We start from the raw sequence: 24,000 nt of genomic DNA, 5'->3' as shown, positions 1-24,000 counted from the left end.
GTTGTTGAGTGTATTTCAACACTTGTGACATCCACAGCCTCAACGCAGGTCGCTCATGTCGAGTACGAAGCGATACCGAACGTCGCCGCTTTCGAGACGTTGAAGAGCGGTCTGCACCGCGGCCGATGGCATCACCTCGATGTCGGCGGTGAGGTCGTGCTCACCGCAAAAGTCGAGCATGTCCTGGGTATACCGGTGTCCCCCGCTGCCGGCCGAACTCAGCGACTTGCGACCACCGAGAAGTTCGAGCGTGTCTACTGAGATGGGTCCCAGGAAACCAACCGAGCACAACGTTCCGTCCAGCGCGAGGCATCTGAGGTAGGGAGCAAGTTCGTGCGTGACGGGTATGCAGTCGATGATCAGGTCGAGCGTCCCGAGTTGTGCATCCATGGCGCTCTGGTCGGTAGACAAGACTGTGGAATCCGCACCCAGAGCCTTGGCCTGATCTGCTTTCTCTGCCGACGTCGTGAACACCGTCACCTCTGCGCCGAGTGCGTGCGCGAACTTCACAGCGAGGTGACCGAGACCGCCGATTCCAGCGACGCCCACCCGCACTCCCGGTCCGACGTCCCAGCGCCGCAACGGTTCCCAGACCGTGATCCCCGCACACATCAGCGGCGCGACCGCAGCGGGATCGAGACCGGGCGGGCGGTGGTAGACGAAGTGATCGTCGACGACGTACTCACTCGAAAATGCCCCGAGTGTCGTCGTTCCATCGATGCGATCGCGTCCGCCGTAGGTAAGTGTCGGGAACTCGCGACAAAAGTTCTCTTGACCTGCCCCGCACATATCGCACCGACCGCAGGAGTCGACGATGTTGCCGACAGCCACGGGGTCGTCTATCGCGAACCCGGTGACGGCATCGCCGACAGCGGTCACCACGCCGACAAACTCGTGGCCGGGCGTGACAGGGAAACTACCCGCCGGGTCCTTCATCGCGTGCAGATCGCTGTGGCACACCCCGCAGTGCGTTACCTGCACCGCGACGTCATGTGCACGTAGATCGCGCCGCTCAAAGTCCCACCGTTCCAGTGTCGATCCGGCGGAAAGTGCTCGATATCCGGTTGTCGGCCTCATGTGTCTCCTTCACCCTTCATTTTCCAACCAACTAGTTGGATACTGACTGTAGACGATGTGGGACGAGATGCAACCAACTGGTTGGTTTGCCGATATGCTGGGCCGATGGGAGACGCAGCGGCCACAAAAGTGCGGATACTGGCAGCAGGAACGACCGAGTTCGCTCAGTACGGCATCGCGGGAGCCCGGGTGGACCGGATCGCAGCACGTGCTTCGATCAACAAAGCCCAGATCTATAGCTATTTCGGCAGCAAGGAGCAACTGTTCGACGCAGTTTTCGACCATCGGGTCGACGTCGACGTTTCCACCGTCCCCTTGGACGCAACCGATCTCCCCGGCTATGTGACAGCGCTGTACGACATGTACCTCGGTGACCCGGACTTGGTCCGCTTGCTGACGTGGGCACGATTGGAGCGCACTCCGACCGGCGCCCTGTTCGGCCAACGAGGTGACCACGATCGAGACAACCTCGCAGCGCTCGCGGACGCACAAGAACGCGGTCTAGTGGTCAATGACATTGCGCCACAGGATATGTGGGCAATGATCATCTCCCTCGCCGCGACCTGGGCGCAGGCCGCGATCGTTCATGTCGCCGACGCGGACGAACCGGCTGCGGTCCACGAACGACGGAAAGCCGCCCTCGCCGCCGCGGCTCGGCGTGCTTTCTGCCTACCGTGACCGTCCGCCTCGCACAGCAGCTGACCGCATCGCGCTAACTTCGGGGTTCTCGGTGTTCCCTGCCACACGGCACGGCAAGAGGTTTCCGTTCTCGACCAACGGGCTATGCCTACCGGCGACGAACACCTGAAAGCACGGCCGATCCTCACCGAGAGTGACCAGCAGTGCTTTCGGGCCTGCAACCAGGAGACGTGAATGACGGCCGACGCCGATTCGGGAACACAAGCAACAGGCGATGAGCCCGCATCAAAACTGAAGCGAAAGATCACCGGCCCTCTGCTCTTCTTCTTCATCTTGGGCGACGTGCTCGGGGCGGGCATCTACGCACTGATGGGGGTGCTCTCTGAAGAGGTCGGTGGCGCACTCTGGGCACCGCTCCTCGTCGCACTCCTGCTCGCACTACTCACCGCGGGTTCTTACGCCGAATTGGTGACCAAATATCCGCGGGCAGGCGGCGCCGCCATCTTCGCCGAGCGGGCATTCAAACGACCGATCGTGTCGTTCCTCGTGGGCTATTGCATGCTGGCCGCTGGGGTGACCAGTGCGGCCGGACTTGCCCTCGCGTTCTCCGGCGAATATCTCAGTACGTTCATCGATGTGCCGGCCGTCCCGGCCGCCATAGTATTTCTCGCGCTGGTGGCCTGCCTCAACGCCAGGGGTATCAGCGAGTCGGTGAAGAGCAACGTCGCGATGACGATCATCGAGCTCAGCGGACTGGTCATCGTCATCGTCGTCGTCGCGATCATGCTCGGCGACGGAAACGGGGACATATCCAGGGTGGGCGACTTCCCGGACGGATCAACCCCCGCAATGGCCGTCCTCAGCGGGGCCATCATCGCCTACTACTCGTTCGTCGGGTTCGAGACCTCCGCCAACGTCGCCGAGGAGATCCGCAACCCGAGCCGGGTGTATCCGTTGGCACTCTTCGGCTCGTTGGCCACGGCCGGAGTTGTCTATGTCCTGGTTGGGCTCGCGAGCTCGATCGCCCTGCCGGCGAGTGACCTATCCGCTTCGTCTGGTCCTCTACTCGCCGTGGTCGGGGAATCCGGCGTCGGCATCCCGGACTGGGTTTTCAGCCTGATCGCGCTCATAGCAGTGGCCAACGGCGCTCTGCTCACGATGATCATGGCGAGCCGATTGGCTTTCGGCATGGCCGAACACAAGCTTCTGCCGGGCGTGCTGGGAAAGGTGTTGCCCAACCGCGGCACTCCATGGGTGGCAATCGCCGCGACAACGCTGGTCGCCATGTTGCTCACGCTCACCGGCGACCTGTCGACATTGGCCGAGACAGTGGTGTTGTTGCTGCTCTTCGTCTTCATCTCGACAAATATCGCCGTACTGGTCCTCCGGCGTGATCGAGTGGAACACAAACACTTTCGTATCCCTACGGTCGTGCCGGTACTCGGGGTGGCGTCATGCGTGCTACTGCTCACCCAGCAGAGCGGTGAAGTATGGCTGTTCGGCGGCATTCTCCTTGCGGTGGGCGTGGTACTGCACTACAGCGCAACGTGGGTACGGCACCGCGCGTCCTGACGTTTCATCGAAGGCCCATACCCAAATATGCGGATGGCAAACGTTGCCGCATTGCCGAACTTCCGGCAGTGTCGAGGTATGAGCGACAATACGAAGGTCACAGTTGAACGCACCATTGAGGCGCCCGTCGACGCAATTTTCGATGTCCTCTCCAACCCCGAACGACACCAGGAACTCGACGGCTCCGGGTTCATCCGCGGCGTGGACCACGCCGATCGGATTCAGAAAGTCGGCGAGGTGTTCACGATGAACATGCAAGGCGATCACATGGGTGGCGAGTACAAAACCGACAACCACGTTTCCGGTTACGCGAAAGACAAGCTGCTGGCCTGGAAGACCGCACCCGCCGGCACCGAGCCTCCCGGATGGGAGTGGCTGTGGGAGTTGGAGTCTCAGGGACCCAATGAGACGTTGGTTCGCCACACCTATGACTGGTCGAAGGTCACTGACAAGAAACTGCTCGAACAGGTGAAGTTCCCTCTCGTCACCAAAGATCAGCTGGAAGATACGCTCGGTCGCCTTGCCGCCGCGGCTGCTTCCTGATCAACCCTCCCGACTCCGCCGACATCGCGGCTCCACCACGACCATCGACATGATCGGATGGACCGCGGTGCCGGCGCAGGGGCGGTGGCCCGTCGCTATGCCGGCTCTCTCATCACACCGACATGGCGCACCGTCCCGGAAAGACCGGGAAGCACTTGCACCGGTGACCAGGTGCGCAGCCCGTCGCTGCTGTCGGTATAGAGATATTTTCCTGCGCGATAGGCGTCGAGATATAGCCGCCAGGAACCGTTTGGCAACTGAACCACGGCTGGGCCCTCCACCATCGAACCCCAATTACCAGGTGGGACAAATGAATAGGGCCCCGTCAGCGACGGCGCGACCGCATGTTCGACGACCTTCTTCGTCTCGTTCTTGGTGAACGCATGATAGGCCGATCCAACCTTGACCACGGTGGTGTCGATGTGGTCCGCACCGATCCCGGCGAGCGGAGTAGGCAGGTCCCACAACCGCAGCGATGGTTCCAGCGCCGTCATCAGATACGGCACAAATCCCCCGCCTGTCGACATCGACAGGATGACGTGGACACGGCCGCCGTCCACAAACCATTCAGGCGCCCAGGCTTTCGTGGTGAACGGCGACAACGACGGTCCGTCCTCGAACCCGGCCGACCCCGAGGAGCCCGGTGGGCTCGCAGGACCTGTGCCGGCACCGGTGCCCGGTAGAAATGCACAGCAGAACGGAACCGGGTAGGTCGCCAGGAACGTCCAGTTGATGCGGTCGCTGCTGCGCGCGAAGCCGATATTCGCCCCGTTGGCCGTTGTGTAGGTGAGGTAGTACAACCCGTCTGTGTGCCGGAAGATGCTCGGGTCACGCACAACCCCTGACGGGGGCCGATACGCCGAAAACCGGACGGGTTCGAATTGAGTGGCGTCCCCCGATTCGTACACGTCCATGTCCCGGTCGCTGGTGTTGCTGAACGCCACCATCGTGTATCGCCAGGCGGGCGGTGCGGCACCACTGCTCCCCGGGACAGCGACCAGTAAACCTGCGACCGCGAGCACCACGAACGAAATGACGGAAACGCAGGTTCGTTTGGCCAGCATCATTGGTGCAGTATCTGTCATAGCCGCCGTACGATGCGTAACTTTGGCAAAAGAGCAGCGGATTGGTTGGCGTTGGCGGTGTATTGACGCCGTACATGAGTGCGGGGAAGCCCGCTGTACTCAGGAATTCAAAAGGACATTCCGGGCAAGAGCACATACTGCGCGAGATGGCATGAATGCCTCTCCCCCACTGGGCAATTCACACATCATCCAGAATCACTGCAATCATGCGGGCTCGAATTGCCTTTGCTTATCGAGATACCGGCCCCCGCACGTCTGACACCGGCAAGACAACCATCTCGACAAGGCCATCGCCGAGGTCCGACAGAGCCTGCTGCACCTCGGTGAGTGACTGTGCGGGAGTCAAGATCTCGAGGCGGACCCGAGGCGTCATCGTCACCCGGCGGGACTGCCCCCGGACCTTGTGGTCGACCGGGCTCGCTGACGTCACGAACACCTCTGACACCACGGCGCGACGGGCTCCGGCGGCGAGTACCTCCTGCTCCGCACCTTCGGTACCCGCAGAAGTGATGACTGCGGTGACGAGATAGAGCCCCTCACCGGCGACGACCGGTTGCGCTGCGACGGGCGTGGCGGCGGGATCACCGGAGGGAATCGGCAGAACCGGATCATCGGTGTACGCCGACATCCCCTGCTGGACCTCATCGAGACGTTCTTCGTCGTCGGGGTCCACGCGAAGTCCGATCGTCTTCTCGATCACGATTGCGAGCACGAGAGTAAGCACAAACGCGTAGGCGATGGCCGAGGCAAGGGCGATGACCTGTTCGCCCAGCAACCCCCACCCTCCGCCGTGGAAGACGCCATCATTGCCGATCGAATTGATCGCTTTCTCACCGAAGAACCCGACGAGAAGAGTACCCAGGATGCCGCCGACGAAATGAACTGCGAGAACGTCGAGTGCATCGTCGAGACGGGCGAGGTCCTTGAGTCCGAGCGCGCTTTGACAGACTATTGCGGCGAGAACCCCGATGATGACAGCCGCGTATGTGTCTACGTAACCGGCTGCGGGAGTAATGGTGGCCAGGCCCGCCACCGCGCCGGTCACCCCGCCGAGCACGGTCGCATGCCCCTCTCGGAAGCGCTCGATCACCAGCCACACCACCATCGCACCTGCCGCCGCCACCTGGGTGTTGACCAACGCCTGAGCCGCAACTCCGTTGGCCTGCAGACTATCTCCGGCATTGAACCCGAACCAACCGAACCAAAGAATGCCCGCACCGACGATGACCAGTGGGATCGAGTGTGGCAACGGCGCCCTGTCGGGCCACACCTTGCGTCGTCCGAGGACAATCAGCAGCGCCAGCGCGGCCGCGCCTGCCGTTGAGTGAACGACAATTCCGCCGGCCCAGTCCTGAGCTCCGCGCTCTGTCAACCATCCAGTCGGCGCCCACAACCAGTGGGTGACCGGTGCGTACACGATCACCGACCAGATGGCGATCAACACCGCCCAGCCGAAAGGCTTGAGCCGGCTGGCGACAGCACCGGTGGCCAAAATAGGGGTGATGATCGCGAACATCAACTGATACGCGAAGAATGCCAGTGTCGGTATCGCGACCGTCCCGGTCACCACATGGAGGTTCGGATCAGGTGCCTCGGCGATGTCCTTGAGTGCGACGAAGCTGAAGTCGGCGATGAATCCATTGGCGCGATCGTTACCGTACGCAAAGGTGTAACCGAAAAAGAACCAGGTGAGAGTAATGATCCCGAGCGCCACCATGTTGCGCTGGAGCATTGCCAGGGTGTTGCGTCGACTGACCATTCCGGCGTAGAAGAATGCGAGACCCGGTGTCATGAACAGCACAAGGGCCGCACATACCAGTACCCACGCGGTGTCGCCGCTGTTGATCGTTGCCGTTTCGGCCAGCGTCGTCGATGTCATCGGAATTACCTCCGTGTGCCTACTGTGGATCGGCTTTCGTGGGAACCTCTGGTTCGCGGGGGAAGATACGGTAGGCCAGAATCGTTCGCGCAGAACCCGAAGTGCCCACTTGTCCGGCGCCACTGCACTCGGTCTCGGCAAAGCGCAGGAGACCGTGGTTGGAAATCAGCGAGGACCACGGCCTCGCAGGGTCAACACGCATCGCGACCTCCGATCGTGACGCCGATCCGGTCCACTGTCGTTCGCGGCACGCAAAGCAGTCTCGGCTCGTTGCTGAAAGGCGACTGTTGCGATCCGAATCGACACTACGCGCACGATTAATCATCGGTTGCGGAATTGCAAGACTTGATTGGTGGCTGAACTCGCGCGTTTATCGATGTCAGCTTCGGACGATGAATCTGCACACACCAAAGTGGGCTCCGCTAAGCGCTTGTGGTCTATCTGATCTCTATCGGAGCGAAGTTTCATGTCCTAGTTTCAGCGGGGGGCAAACGCAGATGTGGAGACCGAATACGGCCGAGTTGATTCACTCCGGCACTGCCTTCCCACTCTGAAGCTGAAAACCACAGCAAACAAACCAGATTCAGTCGCTGCCATGCACCCAGCGACGCCTTCGGGAGCCTTTCGCACCCGAACCCGAGACGATCGATCTCAAAGGAGAACAGCCATGTCCTTGCCACCCGATCTACCCCCGCCGCCGCCCGAGTACTCACAGCCTCAATATCTGCAGTCTGCGCCGAAGAAGGCGAAGAAGTGGCCCTGGATTGTTGCTGGAATCGTCGTGTTGCTGGTCATCGTAGGCATCGCCGGCGGAGGAGGCGAGGACGACTCGAAGACCACTACCGCTGCAAAGACTTCGACCGCCACTGCCACCACGACGCCCGCAGCGATCGCACCACCTGCCGCGACGACGCCCACAATTGTCGCACCACCGGCAGCTCCCGCCCCGACATCCACCAAGGCGGTGGTGGTGCCGCCCGCACCTGTGGTCACCAGGGAAGTCGCACCTGCCCCGGCCAAGCCGCAGATCAGTTCCAGTCAGCGGAATGCCGTCCGGTCCGCCGAGCAGTACATCGACATGAGCGGCTTCTCCCGCAGCGGACTGATCGATCAGCTTGCATACGAGGGCTTCTCCACCGAGGATGCGACGTACGCGGTGGACAGTTTGAACGTGAACTGGAATGAGCAGGCTGCGCGAAGTGCCGAGCAGTACCTCGACATGACGTCGTTCTCCAAGTCAGGCCTGATCGAGCAACTGGAGTACGAAGGCTTCACGAGCGCTCAGGCCGAATACGGTGCCAACGCAGCGTACTGATCGGTCCGGCCTGAACGTCGCAGGCACTTGCTCCGTGAACCTCCGAAACATGTGAATGCCGCGGGTTCTCGTCCTCGGTCATGGGTCGTCCCATCATCCCGACACTCGGGCTGATGGGACGACAGTGCACTCCTTTTGGCGGGGAAGGTCTGTCTACACCCTCCGCGGATGGTGTCGGTCAGTCGCGGAGTTCACAGAGCCGTCGCAACCTGCCACGCAGTGTGGATCGCACCCTCGATGTAGTCGACACTCACCGCGTCACCGACTACGTGCACGTCGGGTACAGAACCAATCAGTGCCTCGGCGAGTGGCGCCTTGGCCGATACGCCCGAGGCCACTACAACCATGTCGGCCGGTGCTGTCATCGACTTGTCGCCGACGCGGAACTCGACGTGCCCCTTCGTGATTCGCTGCACCGACGCATTGCGGTGGATCTTCACACCCTTCTCGTTTGCGTGCCGGACAGCAGTCCAACGCCGAGGCATCGCCATCGGTACACCAAGTTGCTGCCCCTCCTCGAGCAACGTGACGTTGCGGCCCCGCTCGGCAAGGAACTCTGAAAGCTCGAGTCCGACAAGGGAACCACCGATCACGACGACATCTTTGCCCATCGGCAGAATTGTGCGGGTGACGGTCCTGATCGCCGCGGGGCTTTTGGTGATGCCAGACAGCTTGCCCAACCGGCCCATGGTCCGCAGGAACCAAGGCACCTGGGAGACATCACCGGACCCGGTCATCAACGCGCGCAGCGTATCCCCCGTATGTACGTGCGGCAGATCGCCGCCGGGAACACTGGGACGGTCGCGGACGGCGCCGGTGGCCAGGACAACCACGTCGGGATCGAGTGCCTTGATCGATGCAACCGTGGCTTCGGTCTTCAGTCGGATCTCGACGCCGAGGCGCTCGACTTCCGCCTTCAGCCACCTCAGAAGTCGCTGGTTGTCCGGCGTCGTCAGGCTCGAGAACCACAAAGTTCCGCCGAGACGATCGGACTTGTCCAACACGGTGACTCGGTGTCCACGTTCGGTGGCCACACGTGCGACCTCGAGGCCGCCCGGACCCGCTCCGACGACAACCACGTGCTTGGGGGCGGCCGTTCGCACAAACGGGAGCAAGGTCTCGTTGCCCAGCGCAGGATTGACCGCGCACAGCGGCGTCGCGTCCCAGAAGTTCTCCTGAACACAGACATAGCAATTGATGCAGGGGCGGATGCGCTCCGGCTGGTGGGCTTTGAGCTTCGACACCAGGTCGGGGTCGGCCAGCAGCTGTCGGCCCATCGCGACAAAATCAGCTTTGCCCTCGGCAAGTGCCTTCTCGCCGACATCGGGGAGCACACGGCCCACGGTGATCACCGGGACCGACACGGCTTTCTTCACCTCACCCGCCAACTCGGTGTACGCGCCAACCTTGTCCGGCAGCGGTCCGTCGGTGAAGTTGGAAAACGGGTTACGCCCCCAGCCGGTGACGTGGATGCCGTCGGCGCCGGCGGCCTCGAATAAGGCGGAAGCCTGGGCGGCTTCCTCGGTGGTGAGGCCGTCATCCTCACCGAATTCTCGGCCTGCCACGCGGACGAGGATGGCCAGGGAGTCGCCGACCTCAGCCTTGACCGCCCGGATGACCTCGCACGTCAACCGCGCGCGATTCTCGAGCGATCCGCCGTATCCGTCGGTGCGCTTGTTGTCGGCGCGGCTCAAGAATCCACCGAGGACGTAGCCGTGAGCGCAATGAATCTCGACAGCGTCGCCGCCGGCGGCCTTCACTCGTCCCGCTGCCTCCGCGAAGCAGCGCACCAACCAGTCGATGTCATCCTGGGTGGCCTCGTGATAGGTGGCCTGCTTGCCGCCGGACACAGCAGCCATCTTCTTCAGTTCTTCAGGTGTGTTGTCAGCCAGCGCAGACATATCGCGCGCACCGCCCGGCGTCGAGGCGACCAGAAGCGGGCGCTCCTCGATCGTGTCGATCCGAGCCACCTTGCCGTGGTGCGTCATCTGCACGCACAACTTGCTACCGGTCGCATGGATGGCGTCGGCAAGTGCGGCCAACCCCGGAATGAACCGATCTTCGGACAGACCTGGTTCCTTGGTGCTGGCGCACCCGACCGGGTAGGCGACAGCGCAGCACCCGGTGATGATCAGCCCGGTGCCACCGGCCGCACGGGCGACGAAGTGGTCGATGTCGCCCTGTTCGATTTCCCCGTCTTCACACAGGTTCATGTCCATGGCAGGCAGCACCACCCGGTTCGGAACCGTCATCGGGCCGATGGCCCCTGGTGCGAGTAGGTGCGGAAAGGTCTGGCTTCGGATCGTCACCTGAAGACAGTAGATCTCGAGGGCACTAGTTCGTCGGCGCGTTCCCAATCATCGAGACCTCAGGGTGACTCCCGGTTGGCCGCCGGCGCGGTTTCTACCGCGTGTAGTGGCCGACGAGCAGTGTGAACAACGCAGCTCGCCGCTCACGAGCAAGCTCGGCATCGGGCTCGATCAGGCACTGCACGAGGGTGCCGTCGTGCACTGCGACCAACGCCGGCCCCAATGCCGCAGGATCAGTGATCACAAGCCCGACCTGGGCGAGTAACTGCTCGATCAGCGGCATGAGCGTGGCAAGGATCGCCTGTTCGCGCGCAACAAGCACCGGCTTGAGTGCGGGATTGCGCAACGCGTGGGCAGTGAACTCGGCGCTCACCCGATACCACCCGTCGTCGACGGGCACCACTGCCAACACACAGTCGACAACATCGCCCAGCGAGCGCACTCGCGGTTGATTTTCCGGAGAGAGCAGCGCCTCGACGCCGGCCAGCATCTGCGCCGAACGCTGCTCCCACACCGCGAGGAACAGCTCGTCCAATGAGGTGAAGTTCGAATAGAAAGCACCTCGGGTGAAACCCGCACGATCGCAGACATGCTCGATACTGCTGTTGCCGAAACCTCGCTCCACGTACACCTCGAGCGCCGCGTCGAGCAGTCGCTGCCTGGTCACGCTGCGGCGACGTTTCGCTCGATCTGTGGCGTCGGCCATGTCCACACCCTAATTGTTTCGATGCACTTGTGTATTCAATGCGATACCGTATCGATTTGAGTTTCACATCTCACCAACTCGCGAGACTGATGCACGTCACACCGACGGTGGAAACGACAGGAGCGGCGCAGTGGCTGTAGAACGGCGAGTATTTCGGGTGATCCGGTCGGCCTTGGCAACGGTCTGCCTGGTTGGCGCGCTCGGTGTGAGCATGGCGGCGCCAGCCGTTGCTGAACCCGTTGGCCCCGCATTGTCAGTGCCGCAGGAAACACTCGATCAATCGGTGCACTGCACTCCTGACGTGACCCCCACGTCCGGTAAGAAAGCCGTGCTGCTCGTGCAAGGAGTGGGCTTCGATCCCGCCGATGCGTGGAGCTGGGGGTATGCAAAGGCGTTGCCGCGCGCCGGTTTCGGCGTGTGCGAGGTGGTGGTCACCAACCACGGCCGCGGCGACGCCACGATCGGAGCCGAGTACGTCGTCAATGCGATCCGTTATGCGCGAACACAGTCCGGGCAGAAGATCGACGTCGTCGCTCACAGTGGCGGACCGATCTTGGCAATGTGGGCAATGAGGTTCTGGCCGGACGTGGCCGACTCCGTCGACGACATGGTCTCCCTCGCCGGGCCCATCCACGGGGGCATCTTTGTCAACGCCGCGTGTGCCGTGGGCATCTGTCCAGCGCTGGCCCATCAACTGTCCGTTGGGTCCGATTTCACCGCGGCGCTCAACAGGGTCCCGCTGCCGTCCTCGATTTCGGTGACCTCGGTTTTCAGCCTGCTCGATGAGGGCATTCAGCCTGCTCGCGAAGTCAGCAGCTATCCGGGTGGCGCGAACATCGCCTTGCAGGACCATTGCCCGGGCCGACTGGTCGAGCACGTCGGACAGTTGTACGACGCCGCGGCATACCGCCTGGTGCTCGACGCGCTCACCCATCCCGGCCCCGCGGTACCTGCGCGGATCGCGCAGTTGTGCGATGACATCACCCTGCCAGGCTTCGAGCTCCCCGGATTCGCGTCTTCGACCGTCAGCGGCGCGATCAAGTACCTGGGAATCCTGGGCGAACCCTTCCTGCCCACCGCTCCGCCCCTACCCGCATACGCGCTGCATGGCTAGCACGCGAAAGTGCCTGCGCCGCAAATCCGTTCCCGTGAGGTGCACATGAGAATGCCCGACCAGTTCCCACAGCTCGCGTCCACGTCCGATACCACCGCAATGCGGTGCGCCTTCCTCGGCACGTCCAGCGTGGTTCTGCGCGACCACGACACCACGGTGCTGACCGATGGGTTTGTGACCAGGCCGCGGATCGCCCGGGTAGCACTCGGAGCGCTACGCCCTGATCGCCAGCTCATCGCGAGCACCTTCGCCGGGCTCGGTATCGCAAATGCGGCATCGGTCGTGGTGACGCATTCCCACTACGACCACGCACTCGATGCGCCGACGGTCGCGACCACACTCAACGCTGACCTGATCGGTTCACACTCCACACAGGAAATCGCAAGCGGCTACGGCTTCGACCTCGGCCGCTATAAACTTGCCGACCCCGAACTGCCGTTGAGTTACGGGGATTTCACCATCTCGATCCGAGAAAGCGAACACAGTCCGGGCGACCGATGCCCGGGCGAGATCTCCGGACCGTTGACGCCGCCTGCGAGGGCCGGCCGGTTCCGAACCGGAGAGACGTACTCGGCGCATTTCGCCCACCCGGCCGGCGACGTGATCGTTCACGGTAGTGCCAACTATCGCCCAGATTGTCTGGCCGGACTACACGCGGACGTGATTTTCCTCGGCGTCGGGTTGCTGGGCCGGCAAGACGATGCGTTTCGGCGGCGCTACTGGAATGAAACCGTCGTAGCCGTTGGCGCCCGCCGTGTGGTCCCAGTGCACTGGGACCGATTCTGGCGACCGCTGACTGCGCCGATGTTGCCGATGCCGCGTCTGGTCGACAACCTCCGATCGACCGCCCGATTCCTACGCGATCGTGCCGAGGCAGACGGCGTCGAAATCGCCATCGCCCCCGCATCAACCTGGTGCGATCCGTTTGCGCCACTACTCGACCCATGAGATGGCCCAGGCCGTGCCCACCGGGAATCAGTCGCCTCGGTGGATGCGGGCCCGGGCAGATCCGAGCGCGAAGAGATTCGTCGGCGCTGGATAGGACGAAATCGACACACCGGCAAAAGGACAGTGCCACAGTGAAACCATGGCCTCGACACCTGCGACGCCGATCACGGTCCGTCAGCTGACCGCTGACGAGCGAAAGCTGATCATCAACTCAGACCCCTGGAAGTTCTGGAAGACGGTCAACGCGATCGAGTACACCGGCGGACGCGGCGAACATTTCTACATCGAACCCGGGTTTCAGACCGATTTTGCGTCCGTACCAAGAGTTTTCGCATGGTTCCTGCCACGCTACGGTCGCTACACCCGGGCAGCGATTTTGCATGATCATCTGGCGGCCCGCGCACGCAAGACCGAGTTTTCTTGGCGCGACGCCGATGGAATCTTCCGCCGCGTGATGCGCGAGGACGGCGTCCCGTTTTTGCAGCGCTGGGTGATGTGGGCCGGCGTCCGATGGGGTTCGGTCACCCAGTTCCGCACCGGCGGGCTGCTGGATTGGTGGCGCGATGCGCCCCTGATACTGGTGACCTCAATCGTGGCCCTACCGGTGTTGTTGGGTCCTGTCGTCGCTATTGCCCTGTCCTACTTGCTATTTCTCATCTACGAGACAACGGCATGGGTCGTACTGCGCGTCGGTCGACTCATGAAGAGGGCCATTGGCCGCACTCCCGAGAAACCACTGAACAGGCCACTATTCAGTAGTCATACCTGAGCTGCGGTCAGCGTGATACTCGATGCCCACGTACGGCATCGGGTATCTGGACCGCGACTAGTCGGGAGGTTCACTGGTGCCGGCTCCCCCATCAGCGATGTCGTCGGTCCCATCGTGGGTCGCAGAGGCTGGGTCTATCTCCGGTGCGGGATCCGGGACGCTGACGTGTTTGTCTTCGAGATCGTCGACTAGTTTTTCAAGATCTGTGCGACTTTCTGAACGATCTTTCTCAGACAATTCTCCACCTTCCAGCGTCGACTGCTCACCGCGCCGAAACAGCCGGTACCGCAAAAATTGCGGTACCTGACTCATACCCAACTCGGCGCAGAGGAAACCCCCCGATGACGCGAGAGGATGCTGGAGTCGCTCATGTCGTCCGCGAGTGTCCACCTTCGGGCTCTGTCCAGCGTTGCGTTTGTGTCAGCCGCAACAGGTAAGCAAGGGCAGGTAGAACGACGACGGCTGCCACACCCACAACGATGAGCAGTCCGACCAAGGTCGCATCGGCACCGGCAGCTTCGTTGATGGTCATCTGGTCGACGAGCATCCACGGATACTGCCCGACACCCCAGCCGGCAACCACCGACCCAACGGCCACCGCAGCAGGCAACCGCGCCAGCGAATATCGCCGCTGATAGAGCAAATACACAGCGGCCAGCCCGGCAACCGCCGCCAACACCAACAAGGGTGCTGCGGCACCGAGGAGTCCATCACTGAGAGTCGGCGCGTCTTCCAGAATGGGATAGAGCCCGGCGAAGACGACCACACCCGTGACGACACCGACCACAAGAGTCCGAAACCGTAGCTTCTCGGTGAGCTCGTGGATTCCGGCACGAGCGGCGTCCGCGGTGAGAAATACGCCGGCAAGGAATACACACGTCGTGACGGCCAGTACGCCACCGATCAGCGAGGTGGGATTGACCCAAGAACTGATTCGGTCCCCGTAGCCCCCGGCAGGCACACGGCCCGAAGCGACACTGCCGGCGACGGCGCCGAGGAAGAACGGGGTGATCAAAGACGAGCCCGCAAAGATGGCCCCGAACAAGCGCGCCTGCGCGAGGGTTTCCGCATATTTCCGGAAAGCAAACGTTGCGCCACGCAACACGATTCCGACCAGAGCCAGAGCGAACGGGATGAACAGTGTTGTCATCGTGTCCGCGAATGCGGCCGGAAATCCGGTCCACCAGATCACCAGGACATAGATCAGCCAGACGTGGTTCGCCTCCCAGACCGGGCCGATACTGTGGTCGATCAGCGTCCGCAGTTGACTACCGCCTCGACTGCCACCGGCAGTGAGATCGTAGAAGCCGGAACCGAAATCGGCGCCGCCGAAAAGTGCATAGGCGATCACTCCGACAAAAAGGGCAACAGCGACGACCGCGGCAAGTGTCATGGCAAGGTGCCCTTGGACTCAGCGGACGCGTTGTCGCTCTCACTGTCGGCAAAACTGTCAGGTCCGTAGGGGCTGGGTAGATCATGTTCTCCCGCTCGCCACCGTCTGGCCATCGATCGCAGGACGACGAATGCACCGATCGTCATGCCGAGGTAGATAACCAGAACTCCGCCGTAACTCCACCAGAGCCCGCTACTCCTACTCGCGGCGTCGGTGGTCCGGAGGATCTGCCACACCGTCCACGGTTGCCGTCCCACCTCTGTGGCGATCCAGCCGCACTCGAGCGCGATGATGGACAACGGACCGGCGACCACCGCGAAGCGCAGGAACCAGCGGTTATCGAGGAGGTCGGTCTTGCGCCAGCGGAACAGCCAGTAGAGCACCACGGTGACCGCCAAGAGCGTTCCGATGCCAACCATCGCCTGGAAGGCCAGGTGCGTGATATTGACAGGCGGCAGATCTCCGGGCGGCACCTCATCGAGTCCGGGGACGGGCGCGTCCAGTGAGTTGCGCGCAATGATCGAGCCGAGGCGCGGGATTGCCAATGCCCAGCGCACTTCTCCGTCGATCCATAGCCCGCCCAATCGCAACGGCGCCGGACCTTCAGCCGTGGGCGACAGCTCGAACGCAGCGAGCTTGGCCGGCTGGCTGTCGTTGACGCGCATACCCAGAAAATGGCCGATGAACGGTTGTGCGATCGCGGCTACCGACGCGAACGTGAACGGAATCGTGAAACCCAGGCGATGGTGCCGGTCGGTACGCCCGCGCAACATCCCCGCCGCGTACACACCGGCCACCACCAGGCCGACGAGCATGAAAGCGCCCACCCACATGTGTAAGAACTGCAGCCAGACACCATCATTGAACATCGCGCGCCAGGGATTGACGTCGGTGACCACTCCATCGACGATCCGGAAACCGGTGGGATTGTTCATCCATGCGTTGACCGAGACGACACAGAACGTCCCGACCACACCCGCTATCGCCATCGGGATGAGCATCGCCAGGTGCCGACGCGGTGGCATCCGGCCCCAGCCGTAGAGGTAGATGCCCAGGAAGATCGCCTCGACGAAGAACGAGAGCCCCTCGAAGGCAAAGGGCAGGCCCAGGACGTCGCCGAAACGGCCCATGAGTCCGGGCCACAGCAACCCCATCTCGAAACTGAGGACCGTGCCGGAAACGGCACCGATGGCGAACAGGACCGCTGAAACCTTCGCCCACCGTTTGGCCAGGCCCAACGCAACCGGATCATCACGCACCAATCCGCGCCTGTGAACCACGTAGATCATGGACGGAAACGCAACACCGAAGCAGGCCAGAATGATGTGCCAACCCAGCGAGACCGCCATCTGTTGACGCGCGGGCAGCAGCCCGGGCGGTTTGTCGCCCGACGCAACATCGAACATCGACATGACTTCAACGATCATGGCTGGTCCCATGCTCGAGCTTGGCTATCGGATGATCACAGTCGCAGTACAGCTATCCGAGTTCCCATCGGCATTCTCCTCCAAACAGAGGCGCGAAACAGCCGTCTCAAGAAGAACGTCTATGGTTTGGCACGAAATCAGCAAGACCTTGTGGCACAGAATGTTTCGCCAAGGCTGGAACTTGCAGCGACATGCCTCAGTTCGTCCCGCACCGATACATCACGTGCAGGCACTGGTGATTGCGTGGTGGAGCTGCGCATGATCGTCGAAATAGGCGGTATTCGCTCCGAACCTCTGAACGGTGTCGCTGCCACGGCCCGCCACCACCAGCACGTCGCCCGGACCCGCGGCCGCCACCGCCAGGTCAAGGGCCGTCCGCCTATCGGGTTCTTCGACCACGCGAGCGTGGTGCGCCTGCCGGGCACCAGAGAGGACCTCTGACCGGATGACTGCGGGGTCTTCATCTTCCGGGCTTTCGTCGGTGATGATGAGCAGATCCGCGTGGATTGCGGCGTACCGACCCAGCGGATGCCGCTTGCTGCGATCGCGGCCCCCGGTGGCGCCGGCCACCACAATCAGGCGGCCCCTCGCCAGTGACCTCAGATACGGCAGCAACGCTTGCTGTCCGGCGGTGTTGTGCATGTAATCAACGATGGCGGTGAACGATTGCCCGGCATGGACCGGTTCACACCGGCCGGGTATGGCGTGCAGAGACGATATGCCCTCGACCGCAGCAACAGCGTCCACCCCGTCGGCGACAAGGGCGGTCAGTGCGACCAGCGCATTGCTGACCTGATGCGGGCCCAATACCTGCAGCCGCACCGGCACCTGCCCGTTCGGTGTGTGCGCTACGAAATGGGAACCCGTCGCGGTCGACGACATCCCGTCGGCGTAGACATCAGCGGTCCGGTCGCCGGTCGAACACGTCCAGACCTCTGGGGTTGTTGTGGTGGCAGCCAGACGAGCACCGTAGGAATCGTCGATGTTCACCACCGCTATGTCGGTGCGCTCGGGAGTGAACATGGCCGCTTTGGTGCGGTAGTAATTTTCCATCGTGCCGTGGTAGTCGAGATGGTCACGACCGAGGTTGGTGAAAGCCATCGCCCGATACCGGATGCCATCGACTCGCCGTTGATCGATGGCGTGCGAGGAGATTTCCATCGCGCACGCGGTCACCCCCTCGCGGCGAAAGTGCGCCAGTGTTCGATGCAGCGTCGTCGCCTCGGGTGTGGTGCGCTCGGGCACCAGATCACAGCCCGGTCCCCTGATTCTGGCGCCGGAGATCAGCCCCACCGCTTCCCCGGCGGCATCGAGTCCGGCATCGAGAAAGTGTGCGGTGCTGGTCTTTCCGTTGGTGCCAGTGACGCCGAAGACCTGTAGTTCAGCGGTCCGCGTGCGATGAAACCATGCACACAGCGGGCCGATGACTGCTCGCGGATCGTCCACGAGCACACTCGGTAGCACCGCAGAGGGCCGGTCACTGACCACGACCACCGCACCGGCGGCCAGGGCTTCCAGTTCGAAATCCAGCCCATGCCAGCGCCCACCGCGGAAAGCGACGTAGGCATCACCTGCACATAACGTGCGCGAGTCGTCACCGACGTCCCGCACCACCGCGCGACCCGCACCCGGATCGCCGACAAGCCTGGCCCCCAGGAACCCGGCCAGAGCCGACACCGTGATCTCAGCATCCGCGGCAGGCGCCGCGGCGGGATGGCCGGTGAGCTCACTCATCGAATTCCGACCGGTCGACCCGTGTTCGACCTGGTCAGGGGGAAGGCGGCCACCGTTATCGCGCTATCGCGCCGAAAGAGGCCAAAAGTGAATGTCCGAGTCGCAGGGCTGATCAAAACCCCAGTGTCGATCACGCCGCATGCCCGCGGTGTCATCGACTGCTTCATCAGCGAGCGATACCCACCGTCGAAGCATCGCAAACCAGCCGCGTACGCCCCTGCGACCAACCGGCCGCGCGAGACGACGAACACACCCGGCACTTTGGAATACATGCCCATCAATGGCGGTTGTAGAAATCGACGGTGCCCGGTTCATTGCCCCGGGTCCTACACTCTGCCGCCACGAGCGGCCTTTCGCCGAGAGGCGCATTGACGGGCATCGTCCTCGTGCACAGAGCCGCTGACCTCACCGTCAGCGGCTCTGTCATTGGTGCAGATGGCCCGACCACATCGGCCATCCGGTTCACTCGTGCGAGAAATCGCCAGGTTCAGACTGCAACCCGGGTCGAGGCCGACGACGACGCCTCGGCAATAGCGCGGGTGCGCTTCACGGCGAAGATGATCAACGCGGCCGGAATGAGCCAGTTCAGGAGAAGACCCCCGGGATGGTTCCCGGCGATGATGGTGGCTTCTGCCAACATCCCAGCGACGGTATGAGCAACCGCGGTCGCGAACACGACTGCAGTCCACAGCAAGCTGATGGAGCGGTTCTTGGCCCGGAAGATCGGCGAATGCCATAGTGCCGCGGAGTCGTTGATCTACACAGCCGTCATACACCAGCTCGTGACCATCGACAACACCTTCGCGTTGTCGAACGGAGTATCTCCATTCAAGTATGTGTACATCGTCGACGGGATGGCACCGCGCAGCCCTGAGCTGTCGCTCAACGCTGAGGGTGGGCCGTTCAGCGACAGCCTGAAAAGCGAAATCATGAGCCAATCCAAAGGCCTGCCGCCCGTAGAGTTCATTCCCATCCCCAAACTGAAGATTGATCCCGACCCCCAGGGCGTCACCGGGGTGGACAACCACGGCGTCATCATCGGACTCGGTCCGATCAAGCATCTGGGAGACGACGTCGTGCATGTTGGCGCCGGATTCTATTGCGGAAACGTCTGCGGCCACGGCCTCACCTACGTAGTGAAAAAGATCAACGCGCAGTGGCAGGTCGCAGGCACAACAGGATCGCGAAGCATCTCATAGCCTGACTCAATGATCGTTTCTCGCTGAATCCGCGTACCACCCGGCTGTGTGATCGCCGCGGCCTGGAATGTCGATGACGCGCCAACCCCGGGCGTGGGCGCGGTCGAGAATCAATCGCTCGCAGCGCGGCCGGTCAGCCGGAGTGGATCTCCACTGCTCGACGAATGCAGCAACGTGAGACAGAACGGTCATATGCCTGCCGCCATCAGAGCTCGGTAGCGGCGCCGCGGGAAGATCGCTCCACAGGTGGCCCCCGACGACAGGGTGAACGAAACCATCACCGATTCGCGCCGACATCATCTTGCCGAATGCCCTTGTGCCCGCGCCATTCACACCGTCGCCGTGGTCACCACCCAGTGTCAGCATCAGTTCCTCACCGAGCAACTTCTGATACTCGGTGGTTTCCTGGTGCCCCTCCAGAATTGGCTCGTCGCGCTCCTTCCTTCGGAACCGCGACAGGATCTCGGCGACCGCTTCGGCCACGTCAGGCGGGATCAGCGGCGGCACCTCGAATAGGCGCCGGTGCATGACCTTCAGATACCGCTGGCTTCCCAGGACAAATGTGTCCCAGGTGCCCTCACCGACCGCACATCGAGTTGCCCGGCGGAGGAATTGATCGAAGGCGTCGCGGTGAAATGGCGCCGTGCGACGCATACTGTCCATCTGCGTAACGGTCATCGACCCGAATACGAACTGTTCGAGGATCGCGTCCATGAATCCGCTTGTCCTCGGGTCGGTCCTGTGGCATCCTGCTCGTCGTGTACCTGCCGATGTCGTTGCCCGATGGGCGTCAGGAGGTTGCCGGCGTGATCGTCGGCAACAACTGACTTCGTCGCCCCGCAGACGCGTGTGCCTTTCCCATGGCCCGCGTCGGCTTTGCCACACCCATCGGCGAATACACAATGATCAGGACACTCATGCAACCCTTGACCGACCAACAGGTCCGCAACTCTCTCGTGAACGCATCCGTGCGCGAACGCAAAGCTCTGACACTTCCATCGAACTTCGATGAGATCGACTGGGACGAACTGGATTTTCTCGGCTGGCGGGATCCGAAATTGATCCAGGCCGGCTATATGGTCATTCCGGTTGACGATGAGATGGTTGGCATCATGCTCAAACTCGGTGGTCGACAACCGCACCGACGTCCGCTGTGCTCGTTCTGTCAGGACGTCCAGTTACCCAACGAGGTGGCGTTTTACAGTGCGAAGCTTGCCGGGACGTCCGGACGCAACGGCAACACCGTCGGAACTTTGGTCTGCACGCACTTTCAATGCTCCGCGAACGCCCGGGCACGTCAACCGAAGATGTTCAGCGGTGACGATCCAGAGATCGTGAAGCAGCAGCGCATCACGACCCTCCAAATACATCTATCCGGTTTCGCCCGTCGAGTCCTCAAGGGGTAGAGCTCATCCCAGGGTGCTCGGGACGGGCTCTCGCAAAGGCGAAATGGAGTGCAGCCGGATCAGAGGTCAGGAATTCGGAGTAACTGGCCGACCTTGATGACGTCCGGATCTGGAATGTGATTCGCCGCCGCGATGAGTGCGTACATCGAGGTATCCCCGTAGAATCTGTCCGCCAATTCCGACAGTGTGTCCCCAGGGACCACTTTGTACTTCTTGGTGAGTCCCGGGATCAACAGAATTTGACCGGTCCTGATGAAATCCGGGTCGGGTAGGCCGTTCGCGATCACAATCACCTCGAAAAGGCTGGCATCGCGATAGAAACGGTTTGCCAATCCCGACAATGTGTCACCGGCGGCCACCTTGTATTTCTTTGCCATGATCGTTCCTCTCTTCTGGGATTTCCGCGCCGCTGATGAACGGCGCGCATGGCATCAATTCTGTTCGGACCACAGACCGCAACAACGAGTAGCGCGCTACGCGAATCCTTGGCCGTGAAACGCGCGACGACGAGTAGTGGTGTCGTAAGCGCAGCAATCGAAAAGGGACACAGCCACATTCCCTCGTGTGGTGGAATACCCACACTTCAGTTCATCGCCGACTTCCGCAGCTTGCCACCGCCTATTGGGACAACGGATGAACGCGACCGATTCGAGTAGTGCAGTACTCGCGACACCGCGTCACACCCGAACCTACGGTCTTACCGACACCTTCTGATGCACGAACGGAGATCGCAATGACTCGTCCACTGACCCAAGAGGATCTGGAGCACGCCACGTCGATCGATGCTGATCCACCAAGTGATGCCAGCATCGAAGTCCCCCTTATCGACATCGATCCCGACGCGACCGGCGATCTCACGATTCAGCGCTCGGAGCGCAGCGTGAGGGTGGTCGGCCGAGTAGGCACCCGCGGCTGGCCCGACGTGCGCGATCACTTCCGTCCCGAGGCCATCCCCCTGTCCCGAACACATCTTGACAATGCGGACTTCGCGTCCGAACTGCCCGGTTTTCGCCCCGGCGGGGTGGAGACCGTCTTCAGACCGACAAGGGCACCGCATGTGTGGCGCGATGTGCCGACTGGTGAAAAGTTGCGCAGGCAGGGTGGGTCGATCTTCGACGCCGATGATCGCTACCTGTTCCACGACCAGACATTTCCCTGGCGAATCACGGGAAAGGTTGCCACAGCCGGCGGGTGGGGATCCGGGACAGTGATCGGGCCGCGGTACTGGTGTTCAGCGAACGAATCGGTGATGTCACCGGATACGCGGTTTATCGCTCGTACGACGATGATTGGGACGGCGAGGCATACTGGCAATCATGGCCCCGGGTGGTCGGCGTCGGCAGCACGATCGGAGACACCATGGTCAAATCCGCCGCGACGGGGACATCCGAAAACGACAACAACTATGGCGGCGGACCAGCGCTGAGTGCACTGATCGGGTGGGCCCGGACAAACCACCCGTAAGCGTGGGTCCTACACCGGGTCAGCCGAGTCCCTCCACCAACTCCAAGGTGTTTCCGTCGGGATCGGAGAAGAACGCAAGTCGTTGCGCGGGACCGATCTCGATTGGTCCCATCTGTAGCCGACCGCCGGCGGCGATGCCTCGTTCAACGAGTTCGTCGAGTCCGCCCGCGACGTAGAACGAGAGATATCGCAAACCGGTTGCAGCGAGGAACGAACCCGACGGTTCGACCGTCGTCGGCGGTTGCGTGGGCACCATCACCTTGAGGACCGTGCCGCCCGCCCCGAGCCGGTGCACTGTTCCCGAACCTGCTTCGGTGACTTCGAGCCTGTCCATCTCGAAAACGGTTGCATAGAAGTTCACCAGGGCGTCATTGGCGCTGACGAGCCCCACCTCGATCCGGTCCAACACCATGTGGCTCCAATCCTTGGCTCGCGCCGGCACGGAATGAGCGACGCAAGAGCAACAGTTCCACAGTGGACAATGATATTCTGCAATTTCAGAACATGATTCTTGACGCTCGCCAAGCCGGAACAGTTGCACGGCCACGGGGAGTTCGTCGGGGCCCATCGAAAGCGAGAAGGCAATGGAGCGACTAGGAATCGAGATGCTCAGCGTCTTCGGGTTGCCGCCCGTCGAACACATCGAGCTGGCGGCAGACCTCGGCTGCCGCCACATCTCGTCGGCTTTGACGTCGTTCCCGTACGACGCACCCTTTTATCCACCATTTTCGCTGCGCGACGATCCTGCTCTGCGGCGGGAGATGCGCGCAGCCATGCGGGACAGGGGGGTGACCATATCCCTCGGCGAGGGGATGTCGATTCGTGGCGGCATGGACATCCGAGACAAAGCCACTGACTTGGCGTTCATGGCCGAACTCGGGGTCGCCCGGGTCAACACCGTCTCGCTCGACCCAGATCTGAGCCGCAGTATCGATCAATTCGGCATCCTCGCGGAGATGGCAGCCGAGAGCGGGATCGAAACGACGGTCGAGTTCAGTCCAGGGACAACCATTGGCGATCTGAACACAGCCTTGTACGCAGTCAAAGCTGTTGGCAGAAAAGACTTCCGGATCCTTGTTGACACCATGCACCTCGTCAGGTCCGGGTCCGGCGCAGATGACCTCGCCACAGTTGATCCAGACCTCATCGGCTACGTCCAAATCAGTGACGCACCACGGGTCCCGGTCATCGACGATTACATGGAGGAGTCCATGTTCGAGCGGATGTGTCCGGGAACCGGCGAGTTACCGCTCCTCGACATCCTCGCCGTCCTGCCCCGCGACCTCGTCATCAGCCTCGAGTTGCCCATTCGCTCGGCGATGCAGGCCGGTGTGCCACTCTCTGCACAGCTCGGTAAGGCCTTGGAAGCAACCCGCAACATGCTCGCACAGATCGATCACATCAATTGACGGAGAACACAC

23 protein-coding genes are annotated in these 24,000 nt (G+C 62.1%); 11 read left to right on the top strand and 12 right to left on the bottom strand.

The annotated features are described in order from the left end of the window. Nucleotides 1–39: 39 nt before the first annotated feature. Entirely contained in the window at nucleotides 40–1,077 is a 1,038-nt protein-coding gene (locus tag AC56PL_RS07490) for an NAD(P)-dependent alcohol dehydrogenase (RefSeq protein WP_482141646.1), read from the bottom strand. A 105-nt stretch (nucleotides 1,078–1,182) separates the two neighbouring features. On the opposite strand from AC56PL_RS07490, the gene AC56PL_RS07485 reads away from it, so the two are divergent. The 3 genes from AC56PL_RS07485 (at nucleotide 1,183) to AC56PL_RS07475 (ending at nucleotide 3,831) form a co-directional block, all read left to right on the top strand. After that, nucleotides 1,183–1,755, top strand: coding sequence for a TetR/AcrR family transcriptional regulator (locus AC56PL_RS07485; protein ID WP_482141645.1), 573 nt, complete (start codon nucleotides 1,183–1,185; stop codon nucleotides 1,753–1,755). 195 nt (nucleotides 1,756–1,950) lie between these two features. Then, entirely contained in the window at nucleotides 1,951–3,288 is a 1,338-nt protein-coding gene (locus AC56PL_RS07480) for an APC family permease (protein WP_497153386.1), read from the top strand. 78 nt (nucleotides 3,289–3,366) lie between these two features. Then, nucleotides 3,367–3,831, top strand: coding sequence for an SRPBCC family protein (locus tag AC56PL_RS07475; RefSeq protein WP_495515710.1), 465 nt, complete (start codon nucleotides 3,367–3,369; stop codon nucleotides 3,829–3,831). A 95-nt stretch (nucleotides 3,832–3,926) separates the two neighbouring features. Here the strand turns inward: AC56PL_RS07475 and AC56PL_RS07470 are convergent, their stop codons facing one another. Beyond that, a complete protein-coding gene (locus AC56PL_RS07470; RefSeq protein WP_497153385.1) occupies nucleotides 3,927–4,898 on the bottom strand; it encodes a glycoside hydrolase family protein in 972 nt (323 codons plus the stop codon). A 247-nt stretch (nucleotides 4,899–5,145) separates the two neighbouring features. Beyond that, nucleotides 5,146–6,795 carry an ammonium transporter gene (locus tag AC56PL_RS07465; RefSeq protein ID WP_497153384.1) on the bottom strand — a complete coding sequence of 550 codons (1,650 nt, stop codon included), beginning with the start codon at nucleotides 6,793–6,795 and terminating at the stop codon, nucleotides 5,146–5,148. A gap of 667 nt (nucleotides 6,796–7,462) precedes the next feature. Here AC56PL_RS07465 and AC56PL_RS07460 point away from each other — a divergent pair. Continuing rightward, entirely contained in the window at nucleotides 7,463–8,110 is a 648-nt protein-coding gene (locus AC56PL_RS07460) for an Ltp family lipoprotein (protein WP_495515707.1), read from the top strand. A gap of 191 nt (nucleotides 8,111–8,301) precedes the next feature. Here AC56PL_RS07460 and AC56PL_RS07455 read toward each other — a convergent pair whose 3' ends face one another. Continuing rightward, nucleotides 8,302–10,419 carry an oxidoreductase gene (locus AC56PL_RS07455; RefSeq protein ID WP_495515706.1) on the bottom strand — a complete coding sequence of 706 codons (2,118 nt, stop codon included), beginning with the start codon at nucleotides 10,417–10,419 and terminating at the stop codon, nucleotides 8,302–8,304. Nucleotides 10,420–10,513: 94 nt separating this feature from the next. Continuing rightward, nucleotides 10,514–11,125, bottom strand: coding sequence for a TetR family transcriptional regulator (locus AC56PL_RS07450; protein WP_495515705.1), 612 nt, complete (start codon nucleotides 11,123–11,125; stop codon nucleotides 10,514–10,516). Between the two features lie 130 nt (nucleotides 11,126–11,255). On the opposite strand from AC56PL_RS07450, the gene AC56PL_RS07445 reads away from it, so the two are divergent. The 3 genes from AC56PL_RS07445 (at nucleotide 11,256) to AC56PL_RS07435 (ending at nucleotide 13,956) form a co-directional block, all read left to right on the top strand. Then, nucleotides 11,256–12,239, top strand: a complete 984-nt coding sequence (locus AC56PL_RS07445) for an esterase/lipase family protein (RefSeq protein WP_497153383.1) — start codon at nucleotides 11,256–11,258, stop codon at nucleotides 12,237–12,239. Between the two features lie 51 nt (nucleotides 12,240–12,290). Next, a complete protein-coding gene (locus AC56PL_RS07440; protein ID WP_497153382.1) occupies nucleotides 12,291–13,187 on the top strand; it encodes an MBL fold metallo-hydrolase in 897 nt (298 codons plus the stop codon). A 139-nt stretch (nucleotides 13,188–13,326) separates the two neighbouring features. After that, the gene (locus tag AC56PL_RS07435) at nucleotides 13,327–13,956 is read left to right on the top strand and encodes a DUF1353 domain-containing protein (RefSeq protein ID WP_495515702.1); all 630 of its coding nucleotides are present in this window, start codon (nucleotides 13,327–13,329) and stop codon (nucleotides 13,954–13,956) included. Between the two features lie 367 nt (nucleotides 13,957–14,323). Here the strand turns inward: AC56PL_RS07435 and AC56PL_RS07430 are convergent, their stop codons facing one another. The 4 genes from AC56PL_RS07430 to AC56PL_RS07415 all read right to left on the bottom strand — a co-directional run bounded on the left by AC56PL_RS07430 (nucleotide 14,324) and on the right by AC56PL_RS07415 (nucleotide 19,150). After that, nucleotides 14,324–15,349: a cytochrome d ubiquinol oxidase subunit II gene (locus tag AC56PL_RS07430; protein WP_495515701.1), complete on the bottom strand. Its 1,026-nt coding sequence runs from the start codon at nucleotides 15,347–15,349 to the stop codon at nucleotides 14,324–14,326. After that, nucleotides 15,346–16,776: a cytochrome ubiquinol oxidase subunit I gene (locus AC56PL_RS07425; RefSeq protein ID WP_497153381.1), complete on the bottom strand. Its 1,431-nt coding sequence runs from the start codon at nucleotides 16,774–16,776 to the stop codon at nucleotides 15,346–15,348. The genes AC56PL_RS07430 and AC56PL_RS07425 overlap by 4 nt, the downstream gene beginning before the upstream one ends. A 219-nt stretch (nucleotides 16,777–16,995) precedes the next feature. Beyond that, on the bottom strand, nucleotides 16,996–18,510 hold the full coding sequence (locus tag AC56PL_RS07420; RefSeq protein WP_495515699.1) for a UDP-N-acetylmuramoyl-L-alanyl-D-glutamate--2,6-diaminopimelate ligase: 1,515 nt from the start codon (nucleotides 18,508–18,510) through the stop codon (nucleotides 16,996–16,998). A 487-nt stretch (nucleotides 18,511–18,997) separates the two neighbouring features. Beyond that, nucleotides 18,998–19,150 carry a hypothetical protein gene (locus AC56PL_RS07415; protein WP_495515698.1) on the bottom strand — a complete coding sequence of 51 codons (153 nt, stop codon included), beginning with the start codon at nucleotides 19,148–19,150 and terminating at the stop codon, nucleotides 18,998–19,000. 142 nt (nucleotides 19,151–19,292) lie between these two features. Between AC56PL_RS07415 and AC56PL_RS07410 the strand changes: the two genes are divergently transcribed. Continuing rightward, on the top strand, nucleotides 19,293–19,709 hold the full coding sequence (locus AC56PL_RS07410; RefSeq protein WP_497153380.1) for a hypothetical protein: 417 nt from the start codon (nucleotides 19,293–19,295) through the stop codon (nucleotides 19,707–19,709). A gap of 6 nt (nucleotides 19,710–19,715) precedes the next feature. Here the strand turns inward: AC56PL_RS07410 and AC56PL_RS07405 are convergent, their stop codons facing one another. Next, nucleotides 19,716–20,423, bottom strand: a complete 708-nt coding sequence (locus AC56PL_RS07405) for a hypothetical protein (RefSeq protein ID WP_497153379.1) — start codon at nucleotides 20,421–20,423, stop codon at nucleotides 19,716–19,718. A 203-nt stretch (nucleotides 20,424–20,626) separates the two neighbouring features. Here AC56PL_RS07405 and AC56PL_RS07400 point away from each other — a divergent pair, with 203 nt between their 5' ends. Then, complete coding sequence (locus tag AC56PL_RS07400; protein ID WP_497153378.1) at nucleotides 20,627–21,115, top strand: FBP domain-containing protein; 489 nt, start codon at nucleotides 20,627–20,629, stop codon at nucleotides 21,113–21,115. Between the two features lie 59 nt (nucleotides 21,116–21,174). On the opposite strand, the gene AC56PL_RS07395 is transcribed toward AC56PL_RS07400, so the two are convergent. After that, nucleotides 21,175–21,492 (bottom strand): LysM peptidoglycan-binding domain-containing protein, encoded by a 318-nt coding sequence (locus AC56PL_RS07395; protein WP_495515694.1) that lies wholly within the window; start codon nucleotides 21,490–21,492, stop codon nucleotides 21,175–21,177. Between the two features lie 814 nt (nucleotides 21,493–22,306). On the opposite strand from AC56PL_RS07395, the gene AC56PL_RS07390 reads away from it, so the two are divergent. Beyond that, entirely contained in the window at nucleotides 22,307–22,579 is a 273-nt protein-coding gene (locus AC56PL_RS07390; RefSeq protein WP_497153377.1) for a hypothetical protein, read from the top strand. A 19-nt stretch (nucleotides 22,580–22,598) separates the two neighbouring features. Here AC56PL_RS07390 and AC56PL_RS07385 read toward each other — a convergent pair whose 3' ends face one another. Next, nucleotides 22,599–22,991, bottom strand: coding sequence for a VOC family protein (locus AC56PL_RS07385; RefSeq protein WP_497153376.1), 393 nt, complete (start codon nucleotides 22,989–22,991; stop codon nucleotides 22,599–22,601). 172 nt (nucleotides 22,992–23,163) lie between these two features. On the opposite strand from AC56PL_RS07385, the gene AC56PL_RS07380 reads away from it, so the two are divergent. Then, entirely contained in the window at nucleotides 23,164–23,988 is an 825-nt protein-coding gene (locus AC56PL_RS07380; RefSeq protein ID WP_497153375.1) for a sugar phosphate isomerase/epimerase family protein, read from the top strand. Nucleotides 23,989–24,000 lie beyond the last annotated feature (12 nt).

The sequence above is a fragment of the Williamsia sp. Y721 genome (assembly GCF_059683565.1).
This window is presented reverse-complemented; position numbering and strand designations above follow the sequence as displayed.